The sequence below is a fragment of the Tardiphaga sp. OK245 genome (assembly GCF_900108575.1).
In the GTDB taxonomy this organism is placed as follows: Bacteria; Pseudomonadota; Alphaproteobacteria; order Rhizobiales; family Xanthobacteraceae; genus Tardiphaga; species Tardiphaga robiniae.
In genome coordinates this window covers 1,341,565-1,360,929 of record NZ_FNWZ01000001.1, presented here as the reverse complement: position 1 = coordinate 1,360,929, position 19,365 = coordinate 1,341,565, and the positions used below count along the sequence as shown (strand labels likewise).

Genomic DNA, 19,365 nt, shown 5'->3' with positions numbered 1-19,365 from the left:
GCGCGAAGCCACCGGCATCATGACAAATGTCGTTTCCCTCGAGCAGCCACCGGCCTCTACCCTGGAGATGCCGGAGCGCGTCGGCGTCTTGCTGGTCAATCTCGGAACTCCCGACACCGCGGATACCCGCGGCGTGCGCGTCTATCTCAGAGAGTTCCTGTCCGATCCGCGCGTGATCGAGAACCAGGGCCTGCTGTGGAAGCTGATCCTCAATGGCATCATCCTGACCACACGGCCGCGCCGCAAAGCCAAGGACTATCTGAAGATCTGGAACACGGAGAAAAACGAATCTCCGTTGAAGACGATCACCCGTGCGCAGTCCGACAAGCTCGCGGCGTCACTCGATAGCCATACCCATCTCGTGGTGGATTGGGCGATGCGCTACGGCAATCCGTCGATCCGTTCCCGCATCGCTGACCTGACTGCAAAGGGCTGCGACCGCATTCTGGTGGTGCCGCTGTATCCGCAATATTCGGCGGCGACGTCTGCGACGGTCTGCGACGAAGTGTTCCGCGTGCTCGGTACCATGCGTGCGCAGCCGACGCTGCGGGTCACGCCGCCTTATTATGACGAGCCGGATTATATCAGTGCGCTGGCGATCTCTATCGAGAAGCATCTGGCGACGCTGTCATTCGTGCCGGAAATGATCGTGGCGTCGTTCCACGGCATGCCGCAGAAATATATCGACAAGGGCGATCCCTATCAGGCGCAATGCGTGGCCACAACCGAAGCGCTGCGCAAGCGGCTCGGACCGGACGCGCCGAAGCTGCTGCTGACCTTCCAGTCGCGCTTCGGATTCGACGCCTGGCTGCAACCCTATACGGACAAGACCATCGAGCAGCTCGCTAAGGACGGCGTGCGTCGCATTGCCGTCGTAATGCCTGGCTTCTCGGCCGACTGCCTGGAGACGCTGGAAGAAATCGCGCAGGAGAATTGCGAGATCTTCATGCACAATGGCGGCGAGCAATTCTCTGCGATCCCCTGCCTCAACGACAGCGACGAGGGCATGGACACGATCCGCCAGCTTGTGCTCCGCGAGCTGCAGGGCTGGATCTAGAAGCGCAACAAACTCAGTCCTCATCCTGAGGAGCGGCCATCTGGCCGCGTCTCGAAGGATGACGCCGTCATGAACAACTCCTGGTTCGAGACGGCGCAAGAGCGCCTCCTCACCATGAGGGACGTACTTTCGGTACCTGCTCTCGCTTTTCCCGGTCTCGAACCTTAAAATCCTCCCCGACGACAAAACAACGAGGCGCCATATGTTGCGCGTCCATTTTGCCGCAGGGAGACTTTGATGTCCGGTTACGACATTTTCGCCATCGCCGTTGTACTGCTGATCATCTTCACGCTGTTCGCCGGCGTGAAGACCGTGCCGCAGGGCTATGACTGGACCATCGAGCGCTTCGGCAAATTCACCCGTACGCTGTCGCCAGGCCTCAACCTCATCATCCCGTATTTCGACCGCGTCGGTCGCAAGATGAACATGATGGAGCAGGTGATCAGCATCCCCGAGCAGGAAGTGATCACCAAGGACAACGCCACCGTCACCGTGGACGGCGTCGCGTTCTTCCAGGTGTTCGACGCGGCCAAAGCAAGCTACGAAGTGTCCGACCTCAATCAGGCGATCATCGTGCTGACCATGACCAACATCCGTTCGGTAATGGGCTCGATGGATCTCGATCAGGTGCTGTCGCATCGTGACGAGATCAATGAGCGGCTGCTGCGCGTCGTCGATGCCGCGGTGTCGCCATGGGGCCTCAAGGTCAACCGTATCGAGATCAAGGACATCGTGCCGCCGGCCGATCTGGTCGAGGCTATGGGCCGGCAGATGAAGGCCGAGCGCGTCAAGCGCGCCGACATTCTGCAGGCTGAGGGTCAGCGCCAGTCGGAAATTCTCCGTGCCGAAGGTGCCAAGCAGGGCCAGATCCTGCAGGCGGAAGGGCGCCGCGAGGCTGCGTTCCGTGACGCCGAGGCACGCGAGCGTTCCGCAGAGGCCGAAGCCAACGCAACGCGGGTGGTGTCGGAGGCGATTTCGAAGGGTGACGTTGCGGCGCTGAATTACTTCATCGCCGACAAATACATCAAGGCGTTCGGCCAGCTTGCGGAATCGCCGAACCAGAAGGTCATCATGCTGCCTGTGGAAGCCATGAGCATGCTAGGCTCGCTGGCCGGTATCGGCGAGATCGCCAAGGCGACCTTCGGCGAGAACTCGACCTCGGCCCAGGCTGCCGCGCGCCGCAGCGGATCAGTGCCGCCGGCGGGTACAACGCCGCCGCGCGGCTAGGGATTTCGCAATGGCCGAAATGTTCGTTACTTTGGGGAGCTGGAACTGGCTGATCTTCGGTGTGCTGCTGATGGCGCTGGAGCTGCTGGCGCCCGGCGTCTTCATGTTCTGGCTCGGGCTGTCAGCGTTTCTCGTCGGCGTGCTCTCCTTCATCGTCACGCCGTCCTGGCAAGTGCAGATCCTGCTGTTCGGATTGTTCGCGCTCGCTGCCGTGCCGTTGTGGCGGCGGATCGCGCGCCAGAAGCCCGGCGCCAATCCGAATCCGTTCCTCAACAAGCGCTCCGATGCGCTGGTCGGCCGCGTCTGCACGCTGGATCGGCCGATTATCGACGGTGAGGGCATCGTGCGCATCGACGATACGGTCTGGCGCGTCAGTGGCCCGGATACGCCGGCAGGCACCAAGGTGAAGATCGTGAAGGCGGACGGAGCGAGCCTGACGGTGGATGTGGCCTAAAAACTAAGCAACGCCCGCCCGTAGCAGATCGTGCAGATGCACGATGCCGACGGGCTTTCTGGCGTCCGTCACCAGCAGTGCGGTGATCTTCGACGAGTTGAGGATTTCCAGCGCCTCGCCGGCGAGCAGGTCGCGGCTGATGGTCTTGGGATTCTTGGTCATGACTTCATCGACCGAGACCGTCATCAGGTCGGCGCGCATGTGACGGCGGAGATCGCCGTCGGTGACGATGCCGACCACATGGCCGTTGCCGTCGGTGATGCCGACACAGCCAAAGCCCTTCGACGACATTTCCACCAGCGCGTCGGACATCTTGGTGCCGAGCGGCTTGAGCGGCACGGCGTCGCCTGAATGCATGAGGTCGCGGGTGTATTTCAGCATCGCGCCGAGCTTGCCGCCGGGATGCAGCACGCTGAAATCCACCGAGGTGAAGCCGCGGCCTTCCAGCAGCGCGATCGCCAGCGCATCGCCCATCGCCAGCATCATCAGCGACGAGGTCGTGGGGGCGAGATTATGCGGGCAGGCCTCGCGCGCCTTCGGCAGCGTCAGCGCGACATCGGCGGCCTCGGCCAGCGTCGAGGTGGCTTCGGAGGTGATCGCGACGACGCCGATCCTGAAACGCTTGGCATAGGTGATGAGGTTCTTCATCTCCGGCTGCTCGCCGGACCACGACAACGCCATGATGACGTCGTCGGGCGTGATCATGCCGAGATCGCCATGGCTGGCTTCGGCGGCATGGACGAAGAAGGCCGGTGTTCCGGTCGAGGCGAAGGTCGCGGCGATCTTGCGGCCAATATGGCCGGACTTGCCGAGGCCGGTGATGATCAGGCGGCCCTTCGCCTTGAGGATCAGGTCGGCGGCGGCGACGAAGGCCGGGCCAAGGTCGGATTGCAGCGCGGTGGCCAGCGCGGTGACGCCGCTGGCTTCGGCCTCCAGCGTACGCAGCGCAGAGGCAATCGCTTCAATGGCCTGATCGCTCATCGCTGCCGTCGTTTTCGTCGGAAGGCCGGGTGTCTTGGAGAGGGGCATCAATCGCATCCTGGGGCCGTAAATTGTCCGGCTGTGTCGCCGTCCTCTTAGCACGGCTGGGCCTGCCTGGCGAAACCCCGCCGATGCGATCTCAACGGGCCATTAACCATAAGCGTTTTAACTCCCTTAACCATGAGTTGTCGCGCGCGCCTCCGGCGTTGCTCTTGGTGGATTTTGTAAGCTTTTGATAGTGTTGGAGTTTTTCTAATCGTGAGGATGGGTCGAGTACGCGACCGCCGCAACCGCGCCTGGGCCAACGGCGCGGTTTCGGCATGTCTGTGTCTGAGCCTCCTCATGCCATCTCCGGCATTCTCGCAAGCATTGACGTCAGACCTGCTGGCGCCGGTCCCGGGCGGCTTCGTGTCACCGCAGAATCTGCCGACGCGCCGGACGACGGATGCGCCACTCCAGCCAAATGGAACGCTGCAGACCAGCCAGCTATCGCCGGATCGCCTGCCGCAGTCGATCATCACGCCGCCCATACCCGCCGCATCGGGCGCCGCCGGCACCGGCTTTGACGCGCTTAACCGCAAGCGCAAGCAGACCAAATATTATCCGGGCGCGAAGAAACCGAAGCCGCCAGTGGGCCCCGGCAGCCCGCCGCCGCCGCTGGTGCCCGAGACGCGGCCGTCACCGCCATCGGCCAAGGCCGCCAAGCCCCCCGTTGCGCCGTCGGTTGCCGGCACCGTGGTGGGTCAGCCGCCGCGCCGGCGATTGCCGATTGATCCCGATCCCTATGCCCCGACCGGCGTGCGCGTCGGCAGCTTTCTCGTGAAGTCAGCCGTGGAAATCTATGGCGGTTTCGACAACAATCCGGCGCGTTTCGTGCAGCCGAAGGGGTCGTCGTTCTACAAGGTCGCGCCGGAGCTGCTGGCCGCAACCGACTGGACGCGGCACTCGATCATCGTGGATCTGCGCGGATCCTTCACCGGCTATGAGAAGCAGTTTCCCGCAGCGCCATTCCAGACTTCGCCGGCACCCGAAAATGTCGATCGCGCCGAATTCAACGGCAAGATCGCCGGTCGTCTCGATGTCGCCCGCGACCTGCGCGTTAACAGCGAAATGCGTATGCGGGTCGGCGCGGATAATCCGGGCAGCCCGAACATTCAGGCCGGCTTGAAGGAGTTCCCGCTGTTCACGACGACTGGTGGGTCGCTGGGGGTCGAGAAGGACTTCAACCGCCTTCAGATCAAGGTCGATGGTCTCGTCGATCGCACCGTCTATCAGGATTCGAAACTGACCGACGGCACCCAGACCAACAACAATGACCGTAATTTCAATCAGTATGGCGGCGTCGGCCGCGCCACCTATGAAGTGCTGCCGGGTCTAAAGCCATTCGCCGAAGTCCAGGGCGATGTCCGTGTGCACGACGATCGGGCGGATCGCTTTGGCTATCTCCGCGATTCCAGCGGCGGCTATATCAAGGCCGGTACGACGTTCGAATTCACGCGTCTGCTGACGGGCGAAGCGTCGATCGGATATGCAGCGCGCAGCTATACGGATACGCGGCTGGAGGTTCTCAAGGGTCTGCTGACGTCAGCGTCGCTGATCTGGACGGCCACACCGCTAACGACCGCGAAATTCGTCTCGACCACGTCGATCGACGAGACGACCGTTCCCGGCGTTCCCGGCATTCTCACGCGCACCTATACGGTCGAGGTCAATCACGACTTCCGGCGCTGGCTGACGGCCACGGGCAAGTTCACTTACGTGACGCAGGATTATCAGGAAAACTTCCGCTTCGATAAGATCTACTCGCTGCAGGGTGATCTCGTTTACAAGCTGAACCGTGAAATCCAGCTCAAGGCGCAGGTGCGCCGCGATATCCTGGATTCAAACATCCTTGGCGCGAGCACGGCCTCGACCGTGGTGATGCTGGGCGTGAGACTGCAGCGGTAGCCGTCAAAATCGCTGGGCGCCACGTCGCTCGTCCTAATTCCACTTCCGCATGAACTTGGCCGTCTTCCGGCGAAATTTCACACCGGAGCCATCGGGCAATCGGATGGCGATGAAGCCGGCTGCGATACAGGCCTCGCGCTGCGGCATGTGCTCATCGGGCGCGCGCTCGGTCTCCCACCACGAGGCCCGGTGCGACGCGCGCGGCAGCGCGTCGTCGATGATCTCCTCGATCGCATCCATGCTCAGCACGAATTCGTCCTTGGTCTGGCTGGCCAGGTAGGCGCGGAGCAGGTCGTAGTCAGGCACGGAATTGTCCTCGGTATAATCTCGCAAACGTCATACGCGCCCGCGCGATCAGGCGCTACAGCGCGATTTCGGTAAATCGACATCGGAAGTGCGTCATCCGAGCATTTTCCGCAACCGTTCGTTAACGCCGTGTGGAACCCAAAGCCGGTACTTAAGCGCTCGGCAAGCATTCGCGTGCGATCCGTGGGGTACGGAGCACATGATGAAGTCGGGGAATGCAAGCACGGGAATTCGACGCTGGCCGTTATCGGCCAAGCTGTTGATTCTGTCGTCGCTGGTCACGATCATTGGCTTTTCGGCCGTTTGCGGCACTGTGATGCTCGATATGCGCCGCGGCGAGGAAGCGCTCGCGCGACAGACTGCCGAGAACCTCGCCACCTCCATCGATTCTGATATAGGTCGAACCGTTGAACAATACGATCTGTCGTTGCGCGCTGTCATTTCCGGCATCAATACGCCCGAGATCGACAAGCTCAGCAAGGAAATGCGCCAGCTGATCCTGTTCGACAATGCGGCATCAGCGCGCCAGTTTGCATCCATTCAGGTGTTCGATGCGCATGGCGATCTTATCATCGATGCGGCATCGCTCGATCCTGCCAAGCAGAGCAGTGCCGACGAAGAGTTCTTCAAGGTACACAAGTTCGACGGCGAGCGCGGGCTCTATGTCAGCAAACCGATGCTGCACCGGGGCGCGTATTCCGTCGTGCTGAGCCGCCGCATCACCGACGTCGATGGCAATTTTGCCGGCGTCGTCGCGGGTGCCATCCGGTTCGCCTACTTTCATGATCTGTTCGGTCGCTTGCGGCTGAACAAGGACGACAACATCACAGTGATCCGCCGCGACGGCGTCGTCATCATGCGTACGCCGTTCGATCTCGACGTGGTCGGCAGGGATCTGAGCAAGACCCCCGGCGTGATGCGGGCGCTGAGCCGGTCCAACGGGTCGTATTCGGGCGTCGGTGTCGTTGACCAGATCGAGCGCCTCTATGTGTGGCGCGACAGCGGTCGGCCGTTGCTCGTGATCGTCGGCCGGCCGTGGGCCGGCATCTACAGTCTGTGGTATCAGCAGGCGATCAAGATCGGCGGCATCATGCTGGCGCTGATTATCTTCATCACCGCGGTGACACTGTTCCTGGCGCGCGAAATAGGCCGCCGCGCACACGCAGAGCACAAGCTCGAAGAACTGGCCACGACCGATGGTCTCACTGGACTGCGCAATCGCCGCAAATTCGATGCGGCGATGGAGCTGGAATGGCGTCGCGCCATCAGGCATTCACGGCCGATGGCACTGCTGTTGATCGACGCCGACCATTTCAAGGTTTTCAACGACAGCTTCGGTCATCAATCCGGAGACACTGCCCTGATCGCGATCGCGAATTGCATCGCAGGAGCGGCGAAGCGGGCCGGCGACTGTGCCGCGCGCTATGGCGGGGAAGAGTTCGCCGTGCTGCTGCCCGGTGCGACCGTGCAGGATGCCTATGAGGTTGCCGAAACCATTCGACGTCGCGTCGAACAGGTGCCGGCCGATCCTGCGATGCTCACGGTCAGCATCGGCGTCGCCAGCGTGAAGCCGCTGGTGACGATGGAGTGGACGGGACTGGTCGAAGCTGCCGACAAGGCGCTCTATGCGGCGAAGGCCGCAGGCCGCAACCAGTGTGTCATCGCAGGCGATGCGCACCAGGCGATTGCAGCCTAGCGCTTACTCTCCGAGGTAACGCAGCATTTCGGCGCGCAGACCTTCGCGCAGATCAGGGCGTTGCAGGCCGAACGCGATATTGGCGCGCAGGAAACCCGACTTCGAACCGCAATCGTGCCGCTCGCCTTCGAATTCCACGCCGTAGAACGACTGGCTCTTGGCGAGGCCGATCATCGCATCGGTGAGCTGGATTTCGCCACCCGCGCCGCGCTCCTGGGTCTCCAAAATCTTGAATATCTCCGGCTGCAGGATGTAGCGGCCGGTAATCGACAGGTTGGACGGCGCGGTGCCCTTCGGGGGTTTCTCGACCATGCCGTCGATGGTGAAAGCGGCCTCGTGGGTTGGGTGGCGCTCGCCGACACCGCAGATGCCGTATTGATGCGTCATGTCCATCGGGACTTCCTCGACGGCAACGAGGTTGGATTTTTCGCCGAGGGCATTGGCAATGTCGACCATCTGCTTCAGGCAGCCCGGGGAATTCAGCACCAGCTCATCCGGCAGCACCACGGCGAAGGGCTCATTGCCGACGATATCGCGGGCACACCAGACAGCATGGCCAAGCCCGAGCGGCGCCTGCTGGCGGGTGAAGCTCATGGCGCCGGCGGCAGGCTGGGACAGCGCCAGCTGTTCGATCTCGGCAGACTTGTTACGGCTCTTGAGTGTCTCGTCGAGCTCGAACATGCGATCGAAGTGATCTTCGATGATGCCCTTATTGCGGCCGGTAACGAAGATGAAATGTTCGATGCCGGCTTCGCGAGCTTCGTCGACCACATATTGGATCAACGGCCGATCAACGATGGTCAGCATTTCCTTCGGCATCGCCTTGGTGGCGGGAAGGACGCGGGTGCCGAGGCCGGCGACCGGGAAAACGGCTTTGCGAATTTTCATCAGGGGACTTTGCAATGACCTTGGAGGGGAACGACGCAGGCAGGCCAACGAAGATTGCGCCTGCTGGTTCCGTTTGCAACCGGGAACAAAGGCGGATGTGTGGTGCCGGGCTACATGTCTGCAATTATCCTTTCTGCCGCGCGGCACGTCCGCCCAGCCAGGCAAAACTGGAATAGTGTTAAGCTGATGGAAACCCTCACCGGGCCTCCTGTCATGCCACAGTCATGACCAAATTCCGGTCAGATTCCCGAGATGGATAGTGATGAAATCTGCGAAGAAGATGGCGCGTAGCCTGACATGCGGTGTAGCTGCGCTCGGCGCAGTTTTGCTTACGGCAGCCCTGCCCGTGGCGGCGCAGGCGCAGAGCAAGAGCGGCCCTTTCAGCCTGTTCGACAATATCTTTAGCGGATCGTCGCAGACCCAGGACCCGCCGCCACAGGCGGCACTGCCCGGCGCGCCCGGAGCGCAGCCCTGGAGCGGCGAGGACGGCGCATCCGGCCATCCGCTGATGACTGCACAGGCAATCCGCGAGGCCGCTGGTAATTTCGATAACTGCATTGCCGGACTGTGGCCTGATGCCGCACGCCGCGGCATCTCGCAGGACAGCTATCAGCGTTTCACCGCCGGGCTGACGCCGGATCTGCGAATCATGGACCTGATGGATTCGCAGCCGGAATTCACCAAGGCGATCTGGGACTATCTCGACATCCTGGTGAACGACAACCGCATGGCCAAGGGCCGCGAGGTGCTGGCGCAGTACAAGACGATCTTCGATGCGGCCGAGAAGGCCTACGGCGTCGATCGCTACATCGTCGCGTCGATCTGGGGCATCGAGTCGAACTACTCGACGATGATCGGCGATCGCAGCGTTCTGCGCTCGACGGCGACGCTGGCCTGCGTCGGCCGCCGTCAGGCGTATTTCAAGGACGAATTTCTGGTTGCTCTGGAAATTCTGCATCGCGGCGATCTGAGGCCTGAACAGATGCGAGGCTCCTGGGCCGGCGCATTCGGCCCGACCCAGTTCATGCCGACCGCGTTCAAACGCTTTGCGGTGGACGGCGACGGCGATGGTCGCCGTGACGTGGTGGACAACCCGACCGATCTGATTTTCTCGACCGCCAACAACCTGAAAAAGGATGGCTGGCAAAGCGGTCAGACCTGGGGCTACGAAGTCGTGGTTCCACAGGGCTTCAACTACATGCTGGCCGACAAGGCCAAGGCAATGACCCTGCCGCAATGGGAGCAGCTTGGCCTCAAGCGGGCTAACAACCAGCCGTTCCCGCGCATGACGGAAAAGGCCTATCTGCTCGCGCCCGCCGGTTCGCAGGGGCCGGGCTTCCTGATGCTGACGAATTTCCGCGTCATCATGAAATACAATCCGGCCGAGGCCTATGCGATGGCCATCGGCCATTTCGCCGACCGGTTGCGCGGCGGTCCGCCTTTCGTGCAGCCATGGCCGCGTCAGGAGCGCGTGCTATCCCGCGCAGAACGGCTTGAGCTGCAGCAGCTGCTGGCGCAGCGCGGCTTCTACAAAGGTACGCCGGACGGCCAGTTCGGCGGCCAGACCCGCGAAGCCTTGCGCAACTTCCAGGCCTCCGTCGGCGCGCCCGCTGACGGGTTCGCATCGTCGGAGATGCTGGATCGGCTCCGGGCTAGATAGGCGTCCTGCGCAGAGGCCCATAGCGCATAACATTATACCGCAGCGCAGCATGCATGCTACGCTGGTCCCCTTGGATGCATTCTTTGGGGACTATCGATGTTGAACAGGCGCACGCTGCTGGCCGGATTGTCGGCAAGCCTTCTTCCATTTGAGGCCAAAGCGGCGTGGCCGGAACGGTCCATCACCCTGCTGCACGGTTTCGCGCCGGGCGGCGGCACCGACGCAACCTCGCGTGTGCTCGCCGAAGGTCTGTCGAAAATTCTCGGCCAGACCGTGGTGGTCGAAACCAAGCCCGGCGCCGGCACGACGCTCGCCGGGGCGCAGCTCGCCCGCTCGGCGCCTGACGGTTACACGATCTCGCTGATCACCGCGACCTATGGCGCGTCGTCGGCCTTCTACAAGAGCCTGCCTTACAAGCCGGTCGATGACCTCAAGGGTATCTGCCAGGTCTCCGAAGCGCCCTACATGTTCTCGTGTAATGCGGACGCACCCTTCAAGAATCTCGCCGAGTTGATCGCTTCTGCAAAGAAGCAGCCGGATAAGCCGCTCACTTACGGCACGCCCGGTGTCGGCTCGGGCCCGCATCTGATCGTCGAGCAGGTCGGGCAGTTGGCCGGCGTGAAGTTTCAGCACATTCCGTTTCGCGGCGGCGCTCAGGCCGTTGTCGAAGTCCTCGCGGGGCGCATCGACTTCATGGTCGATCCGCCGATCTCGATGATCGAGCAGATCAAGGCCGGCAAGTTCCGCGCACTCGCCGTGACGACGGCTGAACGCTTCCCGTCTTTCCCCGATATTCCCACCGTGGCCGAAGCGGGCTTTCCCGGCTACGCCGCGCCGGGCTGGTACAGCCTCGTTGGCCCGGTCGGCCTTCCCGACGACGTCGTGGCAAAGTTGAACGCTGCGACGGTCACACTGCTCAAGGATGAGAGCGTGAAGGAGCGGCTGCTGTCGCTCGGCAGCCAGGCTAAGGCCTCGCAGCCGAAGGAGGTGATCGATCTCCTTGCCTCCGACGTGAAGCGTTGGGGCGAAGTGCTGGAGAAGGCAAAGATCGAGCGGATCTAGAACGCACACAGGCGCGCTGCATCGTGCGGCGCGCCTGTCTTTGGATGGCGGGTTATTCCGCCGCCTGCTGCGCCACCGTCGGCGCATTGCCGGCGACGGTGGCCCGGCGCATGTCGCGCGGCTGCGATTGGTCGTAGCGGCGGACTCGATGCATGGTCTGGCGATTGTCCCACATCACGAGGTCATGCAGCGTCCATTTGTGGACATGGACGAATTGCGGCTGCGTGGCGTGCTCGTTGAGATCGCGCAGCAACACGCGGGCTTCGGGCACCGACATGCCCTGGATCGCGCCGGCATGCGACGACAGATACAGCGACTTCCGGCCATGCACCGGATGCGTGCGCACCAGCCGCTGCAGCACCGGCTTGAACATCTCTTTCTCTTCGTCAGTGTAGTCGAGAAAACCGAGCGCACCTCGCGACGTCATCAGCGAATGTTCGCAGATCATGTCCTCGATCTCGGCCTTGGCATCACCGTCGAGCGCATCATAGGCCGCGCGCATGTCGGCGAATTCGGTATTGCCGCCCTTCGGATTGACCACGCGTGCCGACAGCAGCGAGAATTTCGCCGGAATCGGCCGGAAGGAACTGTCGGAGTGCCACAGGCAGTTGCCCAGATTGAACAGGTGTGCCCGACTGTCTTTCGGCAGCGGCTTGCCGTCCTTGCCGAGATTGGATACGTCGGCGAGCCCCGATGTGAGCCGGTAATCTTCCTTCTTGGTGACGGAGCCGCCTTTTCGGTTCTCTCGCTCGCCGAAATTCTGCGCGAAAGCGAGTTGCTGTTCGTCGGTGATATCCTGCTTCGGGAATATCAGGACAGCGTAGTCATCCATGCCGCGCTCGATGGCAGCGGCGTCATCGAGGCTGACCGGCTTGGTCAGGTCGACGCCGGTCACTTCGCCGACGAACAAGGGATGCAGTTTGCGGATTGTCACGGGCATTGCAGATTTCCTCCGTGTGGAATGGTTGACCCATTCGATTGCGGCTTCCAGCGATGCTGTGCCGCTTGAGAAAAATGCTACGCCCGCAAGGTGCGAAGTCAACCGGCGTGAATGCCGTCAGGCATTGCGTGCCATGAGGCCGCCGTCGACCGGGATCACCGCGCCTGTGATATAGGACGCGGCCGGCAGGCACAGGCTCAGCGTCATATGCGCGACTTCTTCCGGATCGCCGTAGCGGCGCAGCACCGTGCGGCGCTTGGCGAAGATCACCTTATGCTCGTCGCTGATGCGCTCGGTGATCCCCGTCGTGATCGGGCCGGGACAGATGCAGTTCACCGTGATGCCGTCGCGGCCGAGTTCCACCGCGAGCGAACGCGTGAGACCCGTGACGCCGGCTTTTGCTGCGGAATAGGGGCTGTGCAGTGCGGTGGCGCCGAGCGCTTCGGTGGACGCGATGTTGACGATCCGCGGCGAGGGCGATTTGCGCAGGTGCGGCAGCGCGGCGCGGATAATGCGCTGGTGCGAGGTCAGCATCACCGCGATGGCGCGATCCCACGCGGCGTCATAGCCGTCTTGATCGATGGCGGTCGATACCGAGATGCCCGCATTGTTGACGATGATATCGAGGCTGCCGAAATGCGCGGCGACGTCGCTGACCACTGTGCGGATGCGATCGGGATCGGCGACATCGAGGGTCCATGCGTGTGCGCTGCCGCCGCCTGATGTGATCGGGTCAACGACGGAGGCAATGCCGTCTGCCGAAATATCGGTGACGGCAACATTGGCGCCTTCTTCGCCGAACACGCGCGCCGTCGCGCGGCCCATCCCGCTTGCAGCGCCGGTGACCAGAACGGTGAGGCCGCGCACCGAGCGGCTGAGTTGTTTGTAATCCGACAAGGCATCCTCCGAATTTTGCGCCTTCATGATGAGGCTTGATTGAAGGCTTGCACCGATCGCGGGAGAGGTCAAACATGTGCCGATAAAATCAAGAAGGACGATCAGGGATGAACGAACTCGATTTCAGCGGCCAGCAGGTGCTCATCGTCGGCGGATCAAGCGGCATCGGCAATGGTATGGCGCAGGCCTTTCGTGCGCGCGGCGCGCATGTGCATGTCTGCGGGACGCGCGCCAAGGCCAGCGACTACACGATCGATGAAGGTTCCGATCTCGACGGCCTCGGCTACAGCCAGCTCGATGTTGGCAGCGCGTCGGCCATCGAGGCATTCGATCCGAAGCTTGACCGGGTGGATGTGCTGATCCTCGCGCAGGGTGCTGTGATCTATCGCCGCGGCGAGTTCGAGATGGATGGCTTCCGCAAGGTGATGGAAATCAATCTGATCAGCCTGATGGGCTGCGCGACGAAGTTTCATGCGCAGCTCAAAGCAAGCAAGGGGCGATTGATCATTGTCAGTTCCACCGCGGCCTATCACGCCACCAAGGGAAACCCCTCCTACAATGCGTCGAAGACCGGCGCAGTTGGGCTCACGCGCACACTGGCGCAGGCGTGGTCGGAAGACGGCATCCGTGTCAACGGTATCGCGCCGGGGCTCGTTGACAGCAAGATGACAAAGGTCACGACCGGCAATCCGAAGCGGCTGGAAGGCGCGATTGCCAGGATCCCGCTGCAGCGTCTCGGCACGCCTGCCGACATGGCCGGCGCTGCATTGTTCTTGGCGTCGCCGCTGTCATCCTATGTTTGCGGTCATACGCTGGTCGTCGATGGCGGTTTGATCCTTTAAATTCACGGCGCCTGCATCGCGGCGGAACCAGTACTGGCTTCAGGCATTACACCGGCGAGAATTTCCTCACGGAGTAATCGACATGGACAAGGACCGTATTGCGGGCGCAGCCAAGGATGCAGCTGGCAAGGTTGAAGGTGTGATCGGCCGAGCCACGGGCGATGAGCGGACTGAAGCCTCGGGCCGTGCGCGCGAAGCGACGGGCACCGTGCAGAACCTGTATGGCCAGGCCAAGGATGCCGTGCGTGACGCATCGGACGCCGCCACCAGCTATGCCAAGGATGCACTCGACAGCGACGTCTATCGCGACGGCACGCAGGCGATCACCGACAAGGTCCGCGACAATCCGCTGGGCTCGCTACTCATCGCAGGCGGTATCGGCTTTGCGCTGGCGATGCTGATGACGCGTCCGCCGCGCCGTCGTCCGAACCGTTTCGGTTATTGATAGCAGATCACGGCTGACATAACGGACGCCGCAGAAGCGTCAGCAGCCGCATCTGAGAAAACGTCCAAGAAAATATCCAAAGCAAAAATCCCTCAGCCCGCAAAGGCTGAGGGATTTTTTTGACTCTGAAATTTCGCGTCGGAATTTTTCGCGCGATTAACGCGTGAAGAAACCGGAGGGGGCGGAGGCGGCGGGGCCGACATTGGCCGGCGGGCGCGGCCCGGGCGCCTGGGCCGGGCGGGGGCGCTGCGGCGCCTGCTGGACGGGCGCGCGGCGCGGCGCATCGTCGAAGCCAAAGAAACTACCGAAGGATGACGGCGCTTCGGTGGCGATGACGGGTTTCGGCTTTTTCTTCGGTGCGGCCGGCGGCGTCATCACTGGAACGATGCCATCCGATCCTGTCGTCGCAGCGACGCCGCTCGTGCCTGAGGTAGCAGGTGTGGCCGCCGCGACGGGAACATCGCCCTTGGCCTGTTCGCGGCCGATCTCGCGGCGCGGCCAGGCGAAGTCGTCGGCGCGGCCGGCGGGCGCGGCGAGCGGCTCGCCCTTCACCAGCACGCGCGCCACCAGCGCATCGACACTCACCGGTTTCACGCCGGGGCCGCCGAGCAGTTGATCGGTGCCCACGGAGGAGGCGACCAATGGCACGATGGGGCCGGCCAGCGGACGCGGCGCCGGCGCGCCGGGCACGGCATTGAGGTCGGGCGTCGCGGGCTCGCTCGGCAGTGCGATCGGCGCGGAGCGGCCGGAGAGCAAACGGGTGATTTCGCGCTCGACGTAATGCGCCATCTTGCGGGCGCCGGCCTTGGTGAAATAGACGCCGTCGGCCGAACGCAGCCGGCGGATCTGGCCTTCGAAATCCGGGCCCTGCTGCAGGAAGCGGCCGGCCTCGTCGACGAAGCCGTCCCAGATATCGACATAGGTGATGCCGACCTTGGTCGCGGCGTCGCGATAGAGATTGTCGAGATAGAGCATGTCGGCGGTCGCCTTGGTGCCGCGCACCGCGGGCAGGCCGACCCACAGCACGGGCACGCCCTTCGCCTTCACGACATTGATCATCTCCTCGATCTTCTTCGAGTAGAGCTCGCCCCAGCGCTCGTCGCGGAAATCGACCATGCCGCCGGTCCGCGCGCCGCGCTCGGTGACGATCGAACCGGGATCGGGAATATCTGCATCGTCAGCCTCGGGCTCGGCCGGCTTCTCGCCGGGCTTCACTTCCGCGGCGCTGTCTTTCTTCTCGTCCTTCTTGGCGCCCTTCTTTTCGGCCGCCTTGTCGGGCTCACGGATCGCGACACGGTCATTGAGGCCGAGCATGACGACAATGGCATCGGGCTTCTCGGTGGCGAGAATGCCCTTGGCCGCCGCGGCCCAATCCGCGGGATCGCCCTTCGGCTGATAGCGCAGCAGGCCGGAGACGGTCTTGTGCTTGCGGATCACGCCCATGTCGGGCTGTTCGGCATAGGCGTCTTCGAGGCCGTAAGCGAGCCAGTCGGCCATGCTGTCGCCGAGCACCAGCACGTTGCGCTCGGCCGGCGCATCGCGTTTTTCTGGCGATGGTGCGCGCGAATAGTCCTCGCGCGGAGCGGCCCGCTTCGGCGCCTGTTGCTGTTGGAACGGCGCGAAAAACGGACTGTCATTGCCGCCGCCGAACCAGCCGAAGCCGCCACCGCCGCCTTGCGGCACATTGCGCTGCGGACGCGGAGGAGGTTGCTGCGGACCGCCGAAACCGAAGAACTGCGCGGAAGCCGGCGCCACGATGCCGATCAGGAGGCCCAGCGCGACGGCGAGCACCATCAGCGTGCCCTTTTCGGCACGCCAGTGATCGATCCGCCATCTCGGCAAGTTGGGCTTCTGTGACATGCGCCTCGACCGCAATCGCAGGGTCCGCAGACCCGGGTTCCCGCTCGACATACTACCGGATTCGGGCCGCAAGCGGGCAGCCGCGATTCCGCCATCAAGCGCCGCCGGGCGTTAACGTCAAGCAAATCCCGGAACTTTTAGCGGCAGGGTGAACGGCGAGGCCGCAGCCAAGGCCTGTGCCGAACAAAGCGGCAATCCCGGAGTTGTCGTGACAAATCAGGGAGGTTTGCCATGAAGTCACTGCTGCTCGCCGTTGCGCTCGTTTTCGCGCTGCCCTCATGGGCTTCTGCAGATACCCCCGGCAAGGACTGGATGACCGCACAGCAGGTCACCGAGAAGCTGCGCAGCTTGGGCTACACGGAGATCAGAGAGCTTGAGGCCGACGACGGCCATTGGGAAGCCGATGTCGTGAAGGACGGCCGGACCTTCGAGGTCCATGTCGATCCGCATAGCGGCGCGCTCACCAAGAACGAGCCCAAGCACTGACGCCGGCGGGCTAGTCTATTTCCACAGCCCCAAAGACTGCCATTTGGCGGGCGGGATGACCGTTCCCGTCTTGTAGGTGAAATCCAGCACCGTCTTGTGGTCCGGCGTCGCCTTGCAGGTGAAGGCGACCTGCATCCATTTGCCGCCTGCGCGGTAGGCGCCGCCCTTGGCGATCAGCGTATTGCCGAGATGCTGCGGCGGTACCAGCGCGTCGGACTTCGCGCGCTCGACACGCGGGCCGCCCTTGCTGATCCGGCGCATCGCCTCGAAGTCGCAGACCTGTTCCAGCCGGGTCTTTGGATCGAGCTTGCCGAGGGCCGCCATGAAGCGGGCATCGCTGGCGTGAGCCTGTGTGACGAGCGCCACGAGGCCGAGCGGAATAAGCAGGAATTTCATGCGGGACGGGACAACACGTTTGGAAGGGTGAACCGGCGGGATGACATTCGCTTAGCGTGTCCGGAGGTTGCTGACTACCCACTCTGGGATGCGCTGCGCGCCCGGTCGCGCTGTGCGAGTCCCGGTCATGAATGGGGTCGACGCGCGCACGCGCCGTCTGTCCCGCGCCGCCGCGCAAGTTGGCCTTCCGGTGGTCCCCTTTGATGTGAGGGGGATAGAGCGCCGAAAGGCGCAACTTTGTAGTGACGCCGCAGGAGGCGAAGCTGCGTGAGCTGAAGCCGCTCGGCTTTCACTTTCGGCGGCAGGCGCCGATCAAGCACGTCATCGTGGACTTCGTGTCGTTTCGTGAGTGTCTGGTCATCGAAGTCGATGGCGGACAGCATAATTTCGATGAGGCGTCGCGTCGGGATGAAGCGCGGGATGCGTTCTTGCGCGGCGAGGAATTTCGCGTGATGCGGTTCTGGAATTTCGAGGTGGATCGGAATCTGGATGGCGTGATGGAGTCGATAATCGGAGCTCTGGGCTCCCCCCACCCGGCCGGCCTTACGGCCGTCCACCCTCCCCACAAGGGGGAGGGATAAGAAAAGAGCCGCGGCAACTGAGTTGCGCGGCTCTTGAAGCGTGGTGTTTGAAACTGCGGCCCTTACCTCGGCAGCGTCGTCGTCCCCATCAGCGCCTGATCGATGGCACGGGCGCACAACCGGCCTTCGCGGATCGCCCAGACCACCAGTGACTGGCCGCGGCGCATGTCGCCGGCCGAGAACACCTTGGGCAGCGAGGTCGCGAAATCGGTCGTTGGGGCGCGAACGTTGCCGCGCTGGTCGAGATCGACGCCGAGGGTCTTCAGCATACCTTCGTGGACGGGATGGACGAAGCCCATGGCCAGCAGCACGAGATCGGCCTGCAACGAAAATTCCGAGCCGGGGATCGGCTTGAACTTGTCGTCGACCTGCACGCAGTTCAGCTTGGTGACCTTGCCGTCGGCGCCTTCGAAGCTCTGGGTCAGCACGGCGAATTCGCGCTTGGCGCCTTCGGCCTGGCTCGACGAGGTCCGCATCTTCAGCGGCCAGTTCGGCCAGGTCAGGCCCTTGTTCTCCTGCTCGGGCGGAGCCGGCATGATTTCGAGCTGGGTCACGGACAATGCGCCCTGACGCAGGCTGGTGCCGATGCAGTCGGAGCCGGTGTCGCCGCCGCCGATGACGACGACATGTTTGCCACCGGCCAGGATCTCCTTGACGTCGCCGAGCGGCTCGTTGCCGACGCGGCGGTTCTGTTGCGGCAGGAAGTCCATCGCGAAATGGATGCCGTCGAATTCGCGGCCCGGGATCGGCAGGTCGCGGCCGTGCTCCGCACCGCCGGTGAGTGCGATGGCTTCATATTCCTTGAGCAGCTCGGCGGGATCGATGGCGCCGGGCGAGGTGCCGCCGACAGCCTTGCCGTAATGGAAGGTGACGCCTTCGCCTTCCATCTGGACCACACGCCGGTCGATGATGTGCTTTTCCATCTTGAAGTCGGGAATGCCGTAACGCATCAAGCCGCCGGCCTTGGCGAGTTTCTCATAGACATGGACGTCGTGTCCGGCGCGCGCGAGCTGCTGCGCGCAGGCCATGCCGGCGGGACCGGCGCCGATCACGGCGACCTTGCGGCCGGTCTTCACGGCGGAGACCTGCGGCTTCAGCCAGCCATTGTCCCATGCCTTGTCGACGATGGCGCATTCGATGGTCTTGATGGTGACCGGGTTGTCATCGATGTTCAGCGTGCACGAGGCTTCGCACGGCGCCGGGCAGATGCGGCCGGTGAATTCCGGGAAGTTGTTGGTCGAGTGCAGGTTGCGCGAGGCTTCTTCCCAGTTGCCGGTATAGACGAGGTCGTTCCAGTCCGGGATCTGGTTGTTGACCGGGCAGCCGGGCGTGCCGGGCTGAACCGAGCCGGTGCCGTGGCAATAGGGAATGCCGCAATTCATGCAGCGCGCGGCCTGATCGCGGGTGTCTTTCTCGCTGAGCGGAATGACGAACTCGTTATAGCCCTTCAGGCGCTCGGCAACCGGCGCATACTTGCGGTCGTGACGATCGATTTCCAGAAAACCCGTGATCTTGCCCATTACAACTGACGCCTCTGAACTCTTAAGTTCCAAATTCCGTCCTCATCCTGAGGAGCGGCCACTTGGCCGCGTCTCGAAGGATGCGTGATTTGTCCCTCATGGTTCGAGACGGCGCTGCGC

The 19,365-nt window shown here is 63.0% G+C and carries 19 protein-coding genes; 11 read left to right on the top strand and 8 right to left on the bottom strand.

The features are described 5' to 3' along the window. Positions 1-19: 19 nt before the first annotated feature. From hemH to BLW80_RS06225, 3 genes are all read left to right on the top strand, one after another. On the top strand, positions 20-1,057 hold the full coding sequence (gene hemH, locus BLW80_RS06235; RefSeq protein WP_093757209.1) for a ferrochelatase: 1,038 nt from the start codon (positions 20-22) through the stop codon (positions 1,055-1,057). A 237-nt stretch (positions 1,058-1,294) separates the two neighbouring features. Further along, the gene (locus BLW80_RS06230) at positions 1,295-2,284 is read left to right on the top strand and encodes an SPFH domain-containing protein (RefSeq protein WP_093757208.1); all 990 of its coding nucleotides are present in this window, start codon (positions 1,295-1,297) and stop codon (positions 2,282-2,284) included. 10 nt (positions 2,285-2,294) lie between these two features. After that, the gene (locus BLW80_RS06225; RefSeq protein ID WP_093757207.1) at positions 2,295-2,738 is read left to right on the top strand and encodes an NfeD family protein; all 444 of its coding nucleotides are present in this window, start codon (positions 2,295-2,297) and stop codon (positions 2,736-2,738) included. A 3-nt stretch (positions 2,739-2,741) separates the two neighbouring features. Here BLW80_RS06225 and BLW80_RS06220 read toward each other — a convergent pair whose 3' ends face one another. Continuing rightward, positions 2,742-3,719 carry a KpsF/GutQ family sugar-phosphate isomerase gene (locus tag BLW80_RS06220; RefSeq protein ID WP_410001886.1) on the bottom strand — a complete coding sequence of 326 codons (978 nt, stop codon included), beginning with the start codon at positions 3,717-3,719 and terminating at the stop codon, positions 2,742-2,744. A 342-nt stretch (positions 3,720-4,061) separates the two neighbouring features. On the opposite strand from BLW80_RS06220, the gene BLW80_RS06215 reads away from it, so the two are divergent. Next, positions 4,062-5,666: an outer membrane beta-barrel protein gene (locus tag BLW80_RS06215; protein WP_244527972.1), complete on the top strand. Its 1,605-nt coding sequence runs from the start codon at positions 4,062-4,064 to the stop codon at positions 5,664-5,666. Between the two features lie 33 nt (positions 5,667-5,699). Here BLW80_RS06215 and BLW80_RS06210 read toward each other — a convergent pair whose 3' ends face one another. Further along, positions 5,700-5,972 carry a hypothetical protein gene (locus BLW80_RS06210; protein WP_089266229.1) on the bottom strand — a complete coding sequence of 91 codons (273 nt, stop codon included), beginning with the start codon at positions 5,970-5,972 and terminating at the stop codon, positions 5,700-5,702. A gap of 199 nt (positions 5,973-6,171) precedes the next feature. Between BLW80_RS06210 and BLW80_RS06205 the strand changes: the two genes are divergently transcribed. Further along, the gene (locus BLW80_RS06205; RefSeq protein ID WP_170849588.1) at positions 6,172-7,668 is read left to right on the top strand and encodes a sensor domain-containing diguanylate cyclase; all 1,497 of its coding nucleotides are present in this window, start codon (positions 6,172-6,174) and stop codon (positions 7,666-7,668) included. A 3-nt stretch (positions 7,669-7,671) separates the two neighbouring features. Here BLW80_RS06205 and BLW80_RS06200 read toward each other — a convergent pair whose 3' ends face one another. Next, positions 7,672-8,556, bottom strand: coding sequence for a UTP--glucose-1-phosphate uridylyltransferase (locus BLW80_RS06200; RefSeq protein WP_093757205.1), 885 nt, complete (start codon positions 8,554-8,556; stop codon positions 7,672-7,674). Between the two features lie 262 nt (positions 8,557-8,818). Between BLW80_RS06200 and BLW80_RS06195 the strand changes: the two genes are divergently transcribed. Further along, entirely contained in the window at positions 8,819-10,216 is a 1,398-nt protein-coding gene (locus BLW80_RS06195; RefSeq protein WP_093757204.1) for a lytic murein transglycosylase, read from the top strand. A 96-nt stretch (positions 10,217-10,312) separates the two neighbouring features. After that, positions 10,313-11,278, top strand: coding sequence for a Bug family tripartite tricarboxylate transporter substrate binding protein (locus BLW80_RS06190; RefSeq protein WP_093757203.1), 966 nt, complete (start codon positions 10,313-10,315; stop codon positions 11,276-11,278). A 52-nt stretch (positions 11,279-11,330) separates the two neighbouring features. Here BLW80_RS06190 and BLW80_RS06185 read toward each other — a convergent pair whose 3' ends face one another. Further along, complete coding sequence (locus BLW80_RS06185) at positions 11,331-12,218, bottom strand: TauD/TfdA dioxygenase family protein (RefSeq protein WP_093757202.1); 888 nt, start codon at positions 12,216-12,218, stop codon at positions 11,331-11,333. A 117-nt stretch (positions 12,219-12,335) separates the two neighbouring features. Beyond that, a complete protein-coding gene (locus BLW80_RS06180; RefSeq protein ID WP_170849587.1) occupies positions 12,336-13,115 on the bottom strand; it encodes an SDR family NAD(P)-dependent oxidoreductase in 780 nt (259 codons plus the stop codon). Between the two features lie 107 nt (positions 13,116-13,222). Between BLW80_RS06180 and BLW80_RS06175 the strand changes: the two genes are divergently transcribed. Both BLW80_RS06175 and BLW80_RS06170 read left to right on the top strand, forming a co-directional pair. Continuing rightward, complete coding sequence (locus BLW80_RS06175) at positions 13,223-13,957, top strand: SDR family NAD(P)-dependent oxidoreductase (protein WP_093757201.1); 735 nt, start codon at positions 13,223-13,225, stop codon at positions 13,955-13,957. An 82-nt stretch (positions 13,958-14,039) separates the two neighbouring features. Next, positions 14,040-14,402 (top strand): CsbD family protein, encoded by a 363-nt coding sequence (locus BLW80_RS06170; protein ID WP_089266232.1) that lies wholly within the window; start codon positions 14,040-14,042, stop codon positions 14,400-14,402. 156 nt (positions 14,403-14,558) lie between these two features. Here BLW80_RS06170 and BLW80_RS06165 read toward each other — a convergent pair whose 3' ends face one another. Continuing rightward, on the bottom strand, positions 14,559-16,262 hold the full coding sequence (locus BLW80_RS06165; protein WP_093757200.1) for an SGNH/GDSL hydrolase family protein: 1,704 nt from the start codon (positions 16,260-16,262) through the stop codon (positions 14,559-14,561). 231 nt (positions 16,263-16,493) lie between these two features. On the opposite strand from BLW80_RS06165, the gene BLW80_RS06160 reads away from it, so the two are divergent. Then, complete coding sequence (locus tag BLW80_RS06160; protein ID WP_093757199.1) at positions 16,494-16,748, top strand: PepSY domain-containing protein; 255 nt, start codon at positions 16,494-16,496, stop codon at positions 16,746-16,748. Positions 16,749-16,763: 15 nt separating this feature from the next. Here the strand turns inward: BLW80_RS06160 and BLW80_RS06155 are convergent, their stop codons facing one another. Beyond that, positions 16,764-17,144, bottom strand: coding sequence for a DUF930 domain-containing protein (locus BLW80_RS06155; RefSeq protein ID WP_093757198.1), 381 nt, complete (start codon positions 17,142-17,144; stop codon positions 16,764-16,766). A gap of 242 nt (positions 17,145-17,386) precedes the next feature. Here BLW80_RS06155 and BLW80_RS06150 point away from each other — a divergent pair, with 242 nt between their 5' ends. Beyond that, positions 17,387-17,725, top strand: coding sequence for an endonuclease domain-containing protein (locus BLW80_RS06150; RefSeq protein WP_093757197.1), 339 nt, complete (start codon positions 17,387-17,389; stop codon positions 17,723-17,725). Between the two features lie 62 nt (positions 17,726-17,787). On the opposite strand, the gene BLW80_RS06145 is transcribed toward BLW80_RS06150, so the two are convergent. Next, positions 17,788-19,245, bottom strand: coding sequence for a glutamate synthase subunit beta (locus BLW80_RS06145; RefSeq protein WP_089265800.1), 1,458 nt, complete (start codon positions 19,243-19,245; stop codon positions 17,788-17,790). Positions 19,246-19,365 lie beyond the last annotated feature (120 nt).

Excerpts from the sequence above, each read along its gene's own strand:
- BLW80_RS06215 (WP_244527972.1), top strand. The coding sequence starts at position 4,062 with ATGCCATCTCCGGCATTCTCGCAAGCATTGACGTCAGACCTGCTGGCG.
- BLW80_RS06185 (WP_093757202.1), bottom strand. The coding sequence starts at position 12,218 with ATGCCCGTGACAATCCGCAAACTGCATCCCTTGTTCGTCGGCGAAGTG.
- BLW80_RS06170 (WP_089266232.1), top strand. The coding sequence starts at position 14,040 with ATGGACAAGGACCGTATTGCGGGCGCAGCCAAGGATGCAGCTGGCAAG.
- BLW80_RS06220 (WP_410001886.1), bottom strand. The coding sequence starts at position 3,719 with ATGAGCGATCAGGCCATTGAAGCGATTGCCTCTGCGCTGCGTACGCTG.
- BLW80_RS06225 (WP_093757207.1), top strand. The coding sequence starts at position 2,295 with ATGGCCGAAATGTTCGTTACTTTGGGGAGCTGGAACTGGCTGATCTTC.
- BLW80_RS06200 (WP_093757205.1), bottom strand. The coding sequence starts at position 8,556 with ATGAAAATTCGCAAAGCCGTTTTCCCGGTCGCCGGCCTCGGCACCCGC.
- BLW80_RS06205 (WP_170849588.1), top strand. The coding sequence starts at position 6,172 with ATGATGAAGTCGGGGAATGCAAGCACGGGAATTCGACGCTGGCCGTTA.
- BLW80_RS06145 (WP_089265800.1), bottom strand. The coding sequence starts at position 19,245 with ATGGGCAAGATCACGGGTTTTCTGGAAATCGATCGTCACGACCGCAAG.
- BLW80_RS06190 (WP_093757203.1), top strand. The coding sequence starts at position 10,313 with ATGTTGAACAGGCGCACGCTGCTGGCCGGATTGTCGGCAAGCCTTCTT.
- BLW80_RS06155 (WP_093757198.1), bottom strand. The coding sequence starts at position 17,144 with ATGAAATTCCTGCTTATTCCGCTCGGCCTCGTGGCGCTCGTCACACAG.
- BLW80_RS06195 (WP_093757204.1), top strand. The coding sequence starts at position 8,819 with ATGAAATCTGCGAAGAAGATGGCGCGTAGCCTGACATGCGGTGTAGCT.
- BLW80_RS06175 (WP_093757201.1), top strand. The coding sequence starts at position 13,223 with ATGAACGAACTCGATTTCAGCGGCCAGCAGGTGCTCATCGTCGGCGGA.
- hemH (WP_093757209.1), top strand. The coding sequence starts at position 20 with ATGACAAATGTCGTTTCCCTCGAGCAGCCACCGGCCTCTACCCTGGAG.
- BLW80_RS06230 (WP_093757208.1), top strand. The coding sequence starts at position 1,295 with ATGTCCGGTTACGACATTTTCGCCATCGCCGTTGTACTGCTGATCATC.
- BLW80_RS06165 (WP_093757200.1), bottom strand. The coding sequence starts at position 16,262 with ATGTCACAGAAGCCCAACTTGCCGAGATGGCGGATCGATCACTGGCGT.
- BLW80_RS06160 (WP_093757199.1), top strand. The coding sequence starts at position 16,494 with ATGAAGTCACTGCTGCTCGCCGTTGCGCTCGTTTTCGCGCTGCCCTCA.